Source organism: Chitinophaga sp. (assembly GCF_036569125.1).
Lineage (GTDB): Bacteria > Bacteroidota > Bacteroidia > Chitinophagales > Chitinophagaceae > Chitinophaga.
The window spans coordinates 1-9108 of the sequence record NZ_DATCRF010000440.1 but is presented as its reverse complement, the minus strand read 5'-3'; the positions used below and the strand labels follow the sequence as shown (position 1 = coordinate 9108).

Annotated in this window: 7 protein-coding genes and 1 pseudogene; 5 read left to right on the top strand and 3 right to left on the bottom strand. The window is 46.8% G+C overall.

All coding sequences use genetic code 11. The annotated features are described in order from the left end of the window. Both VIM87_RS16450 and VIM87_RS16445 read left to right on the top strand, forming a co-directional pair. The coding region (locus VIM87_RS16450; RefSeq protein ID WP_331998049.1) for an SDR family oxidoreductase at window positions 1–495 on the top strand (495 nt) is incomplete at its 5' end. A gap of 39 nt (window positions 496–534) precedes the next feature. After that, window positions 535–1428, top strand: coding sequence for a helix-turn-helix domain-containing protein (locus tag VIM87_RS16445; protein WP_331998048.1), 894 nt, complete (start codon window positions 535–537; stop codon window positions 1426–1428). 34 nt (window positions 1429–1462) lie between these two features. Here the strand turns inward: VIM87_RS16445 and VIM87_RS16440 are convergent, their stop codons facing one another. Together VIM87_RS16440 and VIM87_RS16435 are read right to left on the bottom strand one after the other, a co-directional pair. Beyond that, window positions 1463–2005 carry a hypothetical protein gene (locus VIM87_RS16440; protein WP_331998047.1) on the bottom strand — a complete coding sequence of 181 codons (543 nt, stop codon included), beginning with the start codon at window positions 2003–2005 and terminating at the stop codon, window positions 1463–1465. Window positions 2006–2248: 243 nt separating this feature from the next. Next, window positions 2249–3055, bottom strand: coding sequence for a DUF1080 domain-containing protein (locus VIM87_RS16435; RefSeq protein WP_331998046.1), 807 nt, complete (start codon window positions 3053–3055; stop codon window positions 2249–2251). Window positions 3056–3244: 189 nt separating this feature from the next. Here VIM87_RS16435 and VIM87_RS16430 point away from each other — a divergent pair, with 189 nt between their 5' ends. Next, a complete protein-coding gene (locus VIM87_RS16430; protein ID WP_331998045.1) occupies window positions 3245–3631 on the top strand; it encodes an SPW repeat domain-containing protein in 387 nt (128 codons plus the stop codon). 172 nt (window positions 3632–3803) lie between these two features. Continuing rightward, window positions 3804–6890 carry a sensor histidine kinase gene (locus tag VIM87_RS16425; RefSeq protein ID WP_331998044.1) on the top strand — a complete coding sequence of 1029 codons (3087 nt, stop codon included), beginning with the start codon at window positions 3804–3806 and terminating at the stop codon, window positions 6888–6890. Here VIM87_RS16425 and VIM87_RS16420 read toward each other — a convergent pair. Beyond that, window positions 6887–7528, bottom strand: coding sequence for a response regulator transcription factor (locus tag VIM87_RS16420; protein ID WP_331998043.1), 642 nt, complete (start codon window positions 7526–7528; stop codon window positions 6887–6889). The two genes, VIM87_RS16425 and VIM87_RS16420, sit on opposite strands and share 4 nt — an antisense overlap. A gap of 487 nt (window positions 7529–8015) precedes the next feature. Here VIM87_RS16420 and VIM87_RS16415 point away from each other — a divergent pair. Beyond that, a pseudogene (locus VIM87_RS16415) lies at window positions 8016–9108 on the top strand (hypothetical protein); the annotation flags it as partial.

Below are 9108 nucleotides of genomic sequence, written 5' to 3'. Positions count from 1 at the left end.
AGCTTCGACTATCTTGTAAATAATGCCGGGATAGCCCAGCGTACGCTCATCAAAGACACCACTGAGGACATCTTCGACCAGCTCGTAAATGTAAATTTAAAAGGGGTATTCTTTCTTACCCAAAAGCTGCTGCCTTTGATGGTAGATGGCGGCCAGGTTATCAATATCTCATCCGGGCTTGCCCGCTTTGCTTTTCCCGGTGTTGCCGTGTATGGCTCGCTCAAAGCTGCCCTGGAAGGGCTGACCAGGTATTTTGCCAAAGAATATGCTGAACGGAAGATCCGTTTCAACAGTGTGGCCCCCGGGGCAATTGATACGGAGTTTGGCGGAGGGAAAGGCGATGAAAGCCACCGTCAGCAAATTGCGAATATGACTGCATTGGGCCGCCTTGGTGAAGCGGATGACGTAGGCGCGTTCGTAGCCTCGTTGCTTTCAGACGACAGCCGCTTTGTAAATGCCCAGCGGATCGAGGTAAGCGGCGGTATTGTGATCTGATTTTTTTGTAAGTTTATAATAACAATTCAACTTCCTCCAATGGAATATATCGATATCGGATCGATCTCTGAGCTGCACGATTTCTTTCATTACGATAAGCCGCTGCACCCGCTGATCACCGTGGTAGACCTGGCTAAGGTGGACCGCTCACACAGGAGGGAAGGGGATGCATACCGCCTGAACTTATATTCCATTGCCTGCAAAAAAATAGAAGGCTCCTTTAAGTACGGACGTACCTCCTACGATTTTTCCGAGGGTTCACTGATGTTCACCGCTCCACACCAGGTTTTATCACCCGGAATTGAGAACAAGGTGCAGGGCTGGGCAATTTATATCCACCCTGATTTTCTGCACGCAAACAGCAGGGGCCAGAAGCTAACCGCTTATTCGTTCTTTGGTTATGATACCAACGAGTGCCTGCATATTTCAGATGCGGAGAAAAATGTGCTGGAAGATTGCCTGCAGAATATCAGGCGGGAGATCTCGATGAACCTGGATACCCACTCGCACAATCTTATCCTCACGAACCTTGAATTGATGTTATCCTATTGCTCCCGGTTCTACGACCGTCAATTCCTTACGCGGGCAAAGGCTGGCAATGATATTACGGAGAGATTTGAGCGGTTGCTGAACGATTATTTCACACAGGAAACGCCCATCGAATCGGGGATCCCGGATGTAAAATATTTCGCTTCACGCCTTAATCTCTCTGCAAATTATTTGTCCGACCTGTTAAGTAAATACACGGGCAAGTCAACGCAGGAGCATATTCACCTGAAACTGATCGACAAAGCCAAGTCTTTGCTGTGGAGCACTCAAACATCCATCGCAGCAATAGCTTATGATCTGGGCTTTGAGCATCCGTCCCACTTCACAAAATTATTCAAAGCCAGAACCGGTCATTCGCCAAGGGCATTCCGGAATTTGAATTGAGCTTGGGAGCCTGCATCTGCATCAGCTTTTTACATCAGTCCTTCCCGCTTCTGTTTGCCTCATATCTTGAAACGTTAACCGGCTTATCCTTTGTTTGGTCGCGTTTGCCCACGTAAGAGATCATCAGGGAAATAAATGATCCCACGCTGAAGTTTATGAGGAGCGCATTAATGCAAACCATAAAAAGCCAGCCGGCCGGCCGGTCCATGGATGCGTTGGACGGCGCGTTCGTTAATGCGTCTGTTGAAGGTGTAGTGGAGAAAATGTTGGGATGAAAGCTAAGCATCAGCAGAGCCCCCAGCACAATTGACAGCAGGGTACCCACCGCAGTGGCTATATGAGCGGACCCGGACATTGCCACCGCTCTTTCTTTGTGATATGGCCGCCTTATAAGCTTCAGGTTATATAAAAGGATGGGAATAGCGAATGCTACATTCCCGATGTATAAAAGATAGGAGCTTTTATAATCGTCGGCTTTTAAATGGTAAAATAGAAATACCAGGTAAAGAAGCGCTGCCATGCCGCCATATATAAGATAGTCTTTCAGATGTTGTTTGTTAATGAATGGGTTCTTCATCTTTTTTTAAAGATGTTCAGGGGAAATATTGTGCCAGCAGGCATTCCACAGCTACATGGAATGCGCGCGAAGTTCTTTATCCGGTTTTATGTTTCTTTTTTGTGAAAGGCGTGTCTGTAAAGAAACACTTCTGTAGAGCGTTTACACGGTACTGCTGTTACATGCTTCATGTTGCAGGAAGTAGCGCACAGGCTGAACTGGCTTCCTGGTATTGTGTTTTGAAATTGTAGTTAGACGCGTGTGCTACTGTTTAGGCAACGTACCTTCCAGGTTCAGGATCATAACATTTCTGAAATCGATCGGCTGCCCCTCGCTCTGCAAGGCAATATATCCTTTCGATAGCAGCTTCCCGTCCTGCTTCTGTTTCGGGTCATAACGGTTCACCACCGGCCCGCCTATCTGCGGTTTGGAATACTGCAGCACCGTATCCCCGTTAATAATGTGCGTGATCAGCGAATCGCCTAAAACGATCAGCTCTGCCCGGATCCATTCATCTTTATCATAGGTCTTTGAGCTGGAGTTAATGCAATGCCGGGTGTCCAGCTTGCCCTGGTATACGATATGGGTGCCGGGGGAGCACATATTGCCGGTGGGTCTTGGCTGTCCATCGCCCAATCCCGCTAAAAGCTGCATTTCGATAGAGATCGGCCAGTCCTGCTCTTTGGGCATGGTCCGCGGATCCTGGGAGTGGTACATTACCCCGCTGTTAAGTATTGTATAGGAAGGCGCCGTTTTACACCATTCACCCACAAAGCGGTATTCCAGCTTAAGATGGTAATAGGAGAAAGGTGTTTTATAATAAAGGTGGCCAAACTGGTCATTGAAATTTCCGTATTGATCATAACGCACCTGGATCATGCTGTCCTGCACCCGGAAGGTATTGCCGAAATTATCGCCTGTTTTATGGTGATGGATCTTCACGATCCAGTCATTAATATCCGTACCATTAAACAGCGGTATCCATTGTTGTTGCTGCGCCTGCGCGGCAGGCTGAAAAATAAGGGCCAGCAGCAGAACGGCCAGTGCGCGGGGAAATTGTTTGTTGATCATAACGGAAAATAGTGGTCGGCTTAAATATAAACATAATTGAGTATAAACTGTAACACGCAAGTAGAACCCCATACACATGCTGCGTTGATAGGCCCGGTTATTCCTGCTCTTATGATGTAAGAGCCGCTACAGGACACTATTTGCTGGCATAGGTTGTGTATAGATATCAATACAACAAAATCATACGTCATGAGAGTTATAGGAACAAAGACCCATGGGTACCTCGATTACACCGTAGGCCTGCTACTGATCGTTGCCCCCTGGTTATTGGGCTTTTACAAAGGGGGCGCTGAAACATGGGTACCGGTGATATTGGGAGTAGGCACCCTTGTTTATAGTTTATGGACTGATTACCCCCTGGGCATGGCAAAGGTAATTCCCATGAAAACCCACTTAATATTGGATCTAGTGAACGGTATACTGCTGGCTGCATCGCCCTGGCTGTTCGGCTTTGCGGATTATATTCGGGCGCCACACCTGGTATTAGGTATTGTAGAAATAGTCGTAGTGCTAATGACAAAACAAACCTCCGGGGAGGGTAGAACCGGGAGGCGCCGGACTATTCCGGTACACTAACCTTCTTAAAAGGGCTGAGCCGGGCACAGGACTTCGGTTAGAAAGTTGCCATTCAACCAGCTGGTAATCAATATACAACTATTGTATCATTGACACCAATCCAGTGTTGTTTATATTTGAGGTCATATGTTGGTCGTACCGGCAACATGATTGAAAATCCTATGACCCAGTAATGTCACGTTTAGCCAAGATTGTTAATCTATCTGTAGTTTTATTATTCCTTTGCCATAACCCGGCCTTTGCCAGGCTGGATACCGCTCAGTATCATCTGCAGCATTTTACGGATGAGAACGGCCTTCCGCAGAACAGCGTAAAGTTTATTGCAGCGGACAAAGCCGGATATGTGTGGCTGGCAACCGAGAACGGACTGGTACGTTTAGAGAGTGGCCGTTATATCAGGAATTTTAATAAGAATGAGCTGGATATTTCCTCCAGCCGGATCAGCTTCCTTTACTCAGCTCCCGGTGATAATGAATTATTTGCCCTCACAGAATTCCATCAGCTCATCGGTATCAGCTGTGGCAAAGCTACGGTGCTGCAAAATATAGCAGCCAATGCAAATGCAGACGCCGAATTGATCTATAAAGAAGGTGCAGACACTTACCCCGTTATCGGGTTACCAAATTTATATGAGAAAAATATCAGGGCCGGCCGGTACCTGATCCCTGCAAAAAGGAATAGCTTTTTTTTAATCCATAAGGATAGTATTGACTTTATAGGAGAGCATCAGCAGCATTTTCGTATAGCCTTCCATTATACCAGCCCCTGGGGCTTTTTTTCAATGAAGGGGCAGCTGTATTATTTAAATGCTTCGGGTGAAGTGATGTTGTTTAACGGACAGGATGTAAAAACGGTAGCATTTACGGGCGAGCTGCTGAAGAACCCCGCTTACAGGAGCCGCCGCCGTTATTTAAAGTTATACTGGAACTTTGCGGCAGAACAAACTTTCGTTTACCTGGATGAGCATTGTTATGTGCTGCAACGTATGCCGGACGGAAGCTTACATACCAGGCTGGTGGTGGATGATTTTGATTTTATATCAAACAGGATCATGTCTGTTTATTACGATGCGGGGCATGAACGGACTTTTCTTGGCAGTGTTAGCAGGGGGCTGTATGTTTTTACCCGGCAGCCTTTTAATGTACTAAGTGGTGAGCAGAACTCTGATGATGAAGTTTATTACGCCCAGGCGGAGCTTGATGAAAACCAGGTATTAACGCCACAGGGCATGCTCTTTGATTCAGCCGGCCGCAGCTCCGTATTTGGGCCCGTCAACGCCCGGAGCTTCACCGATGGCCGGTATAGCATGGTTATAGACAGTTCTGAAAATGTATGGTATAAGAACGAGCAAACGCTGTATAAATTTAACAGCAAAGGACGGTTGCAATGGCAGTGGGAGAGCCCTTCACCCATTAACCAGCTATATATAGGAAAAGATGGCCGCCTTTGGATAGGCACCAAAACAGCAGGACTTTACCGTTTGGCCCCGGCAGTGCCGGAACAGGCGCCGGAGCTGGTTGCTGAACAGCTGGTAAATGCATCCTACCTGCAGCAGGAGACCGCAGACCTGCTATGGATGGGTAACAAAACAGGCCTCTACCGGCTGCATATTTCCTCCCGTAGTATTGATACCATCAAAGAGCTGGATGGTAAGCACATTCGCAGCCTAAATATTCCGCGCCCGGGCGAGGTTTGGATCACTACCTATGACGATGGCTTTTTTCTGTACCGGCAGAACCGCCTGCACCTGTTTCCGCTGGATCAGCATAAATACCTTCAAACGGTACATTGCCTGGTAGAAGATGATAAAGGATATTACTGGATCACTACCAATAAGGGACTTTTTCAGGCAGCGCGTAAAGACCTGCTGGCGTATGCTGATAATCAGCAGTCGTATGTATACTACCTGTATTATGGAAAAGACAGGGGATTTAAAACGAATGAATTTAACGGCGGCTGTGAACCCTGTGGGGTGAAATGGAGCAACGGAAATATCTCTTTCCCCTCCATGGACGGCCTGGTGTACTTTGCGCCCAACCGCATAAGCGCCGAGCTGCCGGATAAGGAGCTGTATATTGAGGAGGCTGTGCTGAACGGTAAGCTGGTTCCGCTCAGCGATTCACTGGTATTACCCAATACTTTTCAGCAGCTGAAATTAAGTGTAAGCACGCCTTATTTCGGAGATGCCGCCAACCTGCAGATGACCTATGCATTGATCGAAGCATCGCAAAAGGACAGCGCAGTATGGTTGCCGCTTGGCAATGACCATAGCTTGTCATTTTCTACGCTGCCTTCAGGTACTTACCAGCTGCATATCCGGAAAATAAACGGATTTGGGAAAAACAATTATACGGAGAAAGTATTGCTGATCACGGTGCTGCAGGCCTGGTATGAAACGGGCTGGTTCCGTTTGCTGATAGTGCTGGGCTTAGTAATAGCCTTTGCTGTTTATACCCGGTTACGCACGTATAAGATAAAGCAGCAGAACCGGGTGCTGGAAACCCGGGTAACCGAACGCACTGCCGAGCTGCAAACCATCCTGGCATCCCTGGCTGCTTCCGAGAAAAAGCTGCGCCGCCAGGCACGCACACAGGAGCGCTTAATGGCATCCATCACACACGATATTAAAACCCCCATGAAGTACCTGATGATGTTAGCCGGCAATATGTCGTGGAAAGAAAAAGATACGATGGGGCCGGAAATGATGACAAGAAGCGCCAGGGCCATTTACGACACTTCTTACCGTATGTACTACCTGCTGGAAAATCTTATCCAGTATATAAGAACACATATCAAGAACGGCGCTGCGGTGCCTGAGGATGTTGACCTGCATGAGCTGCTCGAAGAAAAAATAGACATCTTTCATAGTATTGCATTGTCCCGCTCAACCAGTATTGAGAACAACGTGCCGCCGGATCTGCAATTCCGCGCCGACTACCAGGTGCTGGCGGTTGTGCTTCATAATTTACTGGATAATGCAGTGAAGAACACCGTGGATGGCGTGATCAGGTTTTCCGCAATGAACGGTAACGGAAAAATATCTATTATAGTGGAAGATGCAGGAACCGGGCTGCCACCGGCAGTGCTGAACTGGATCAATGATTACCATGGCTTAAATGGCGAAGCAGCTTCACCGATGTATGGCGGTATAGGCTTACTGATCGTATTGGAGCTGCTGGAGCTGGTGAACGGAAAGCTGATAGCGGAAAATAACCAGGTAAAAGGTGCTACCTTAAAAATAGAGCTGCCTGCAGCTTAGCCCATGTTCGGGTTATAGAGTTTTACTTTCTCAATTAATTCAACAATATTCGTGGTCCCCATCTTTTCAAAGATCCTGGTCTTATAGGTGCTTATGGTTGTTAGCTGCAGGTGTAAGGTTGCTGCTATCTTAGCCATGCTGCTGCCTTTGATCAGCAGGTTCAATACTTCCCTTTCCCTGGCCGACAGTGAGTTCAGCGGATTTTCAGTCGCAGGTTTTGGCTGCTGCAGCCGGGAAAGTAGCTGGTCTTTTACAGCAGCGCTGATATATTTCTCATTATTCATTACCGTTCGCAGGGCCGTTTTTATCTGCTCTTCGGAAGAATATTTCACCAGGTAACCATCCGCCCCTGCCTGTATATAATTAAGCGCAAACAGCTGTTCCTCGTAGCCGGAGAACATCAGGATCTTAATGTTAGGCTGCCTTAACCGTACTGCATCGATCATCTGCAGGTTGTTGCCACCAGGAATATTAATATCAAGAATCAACAGGTCAAAAGGTCGTGACTCCAGCTGTGTGATAGCCTGGTCCAGTGTTTCAGCTTCTATCACCTGCGCATTCAGGAACATGCTTTTTATGATCAGTAACACGCCCAGCCGGACAATGGTATGGTCATCGGCAATGAGTACGGTTTTCATAGCAGGGGTATGGTTAATGTATAACAATCGGTTTTCACGGGGGCTAAGATATAATATATCTTTTTACCCTGAAGGCCTTTTCGTGTAGAATAATTACTACACGCGCTACGAATAACTACTATAGCTGCCGGTAAGTTATTTGTCTAATTTAGCAATGTGAGAATGTTCGACGTGTTTATTTAGAACCATATTCTATACACATGTAGAAATTTTACTATACAAATAACCACAACTATATCCTATGGGAAACTTTACCCGGTCCCAACGCTCAAAAGATCATTTACTTCTTTTATTGCCGTTGCTTGCATACCCAATGATAGTGTTATTACCTAATGCTGGTTGTTACCGGTATAGGTTACCTGTTTTTGCGAGCGTGTAGCCGGCAAATTGCTATCAACCTATTTTAAAATTTCCCCTATAGAGTTTTTCCGGGTGCGCTGTTAATGACAGCCGCACAAGCCCCCCTTTTATCCAAAGCTATTGCATTATGTCCCGTTCAATTGTATCCAACCCGAATACCCGGTTCTTCCGCATTGGAGGTAAGCACATTTTACTGTTGTTATGCAGCATGATTATAACAATCACCGCACTGGCTGCCAACTTCCCGGTCACCAATACCAATGATGCCGGGCCGGGTTCATTAAGACAGGCTATTCTGGATGCAAATGCGGCAGGGGCGGGGCCGCACGCAGTAGTGTTTAATGTGCATGGGCAGATCACTATTTTGACTTCGTTGCCAACCATTACGGCAAAAAAGCTTACGATAGACGGGCAGAACAGGATCATTATTAACTCCACCGGAACGAATAGCGTAATAAATCCTTTTGTGATCAATGCTGACAGTGTAACTGTCCGCAATTTTACATTGACCAATAACGGGGATATTGATTTTGATATCCTGGCAAATACAAAAGGGGTAACGATTGAGAATATACGCACTTATAGTACAGTAGGTAACTTTTTGAATGCCTTATTAAGGGTAAGCGGCGCATCCACGGATCTTACCATCCGAAACGTCACATCTTCAGATGTGGAGCCCAGCGGCGGGGCAGCCCATATTGGCAAGGCCTTTTACTTCACCGGCGGTATGCAAACCAACCTGGTGATGGATAACATTCAGCTCACTACCGCAAACAATACCCGTGGTTCAGAAGGGATGGTGTTCCGCGATGCATCGGTGAATGGGTTGAGCATTACCAATTCCAATATCAGCGGATTCCAGAATGGTATTGTGCTGGATAATACCGGTGGGGCGGTGGAAACCGCTAACAATGTGCTGCTCCGGAACGTAGTGATAGATTCGCTTTGGAGCGGAGTGGCTTTGGGCTTTTATTCTGATTTCGTTAATACCAATATACAGATCAAAAGAACCTCAATAGATATGGATGTAGTGGGCGCTGATGATGACGGGGATTATGCCATCCGGTTTGATAACACCACTAATAATGTTACCCTCGATACCATAAATATAAACGAAGATGATATCTACTTTATCTGGTTCAACGGCGCTGCCAGCAATATCACTATTGATCATGCAACGCTGGAGAACCGGATCCCGGGCATTTACGGCGGTTCTACCC

Excerpts from the sequence above, each read along its gene's own strand:
- VIM87_RS16445 (WP_331998048.1), top strand. The coding sequence starts at position 535 with ATGGAATATATCGATATCGGATCGATCTCTGAGCTGCACGATTTCTTT.
- VIM87_RS16440 (WP_331998047.1), bottom strand. The coding sequence starts at position 2,005 with ATGAAGAACCCATTCATTAACAAACAACATCTGAAAGACTATCTTATA.
- VIM87_RS16435 (WP_331998046.1), bottom strand. The coding sequence starts at position 3,055 with ATGATCAACAAACAATTTCCCCGCGCACTGGCCGTTCTGCTGCTGGCC.
- VIM87_RS16430 (WP_331998045.1), top strand. The coding sequence starts at position 3,245 with ATGAGAGTTATAGGAACAAAGACCCATGGGTACCTCGATTACACCGTA.
- VIM87_RS16425 (WP_331998044.1), top strand. The coding sequence starts at position 3,804 with ATGTCACGTTTAGCCAAGATTGTTAATCTATCTGTAGTTTTATTATTC.
- VIM87_RS16420 (WP_331998043.1), bottom strand. The coding sequence starts at position 7,528 with ATGAAAACCGTACTCATTGCCGATGACCATACCATTGTCCGGCTGGGC.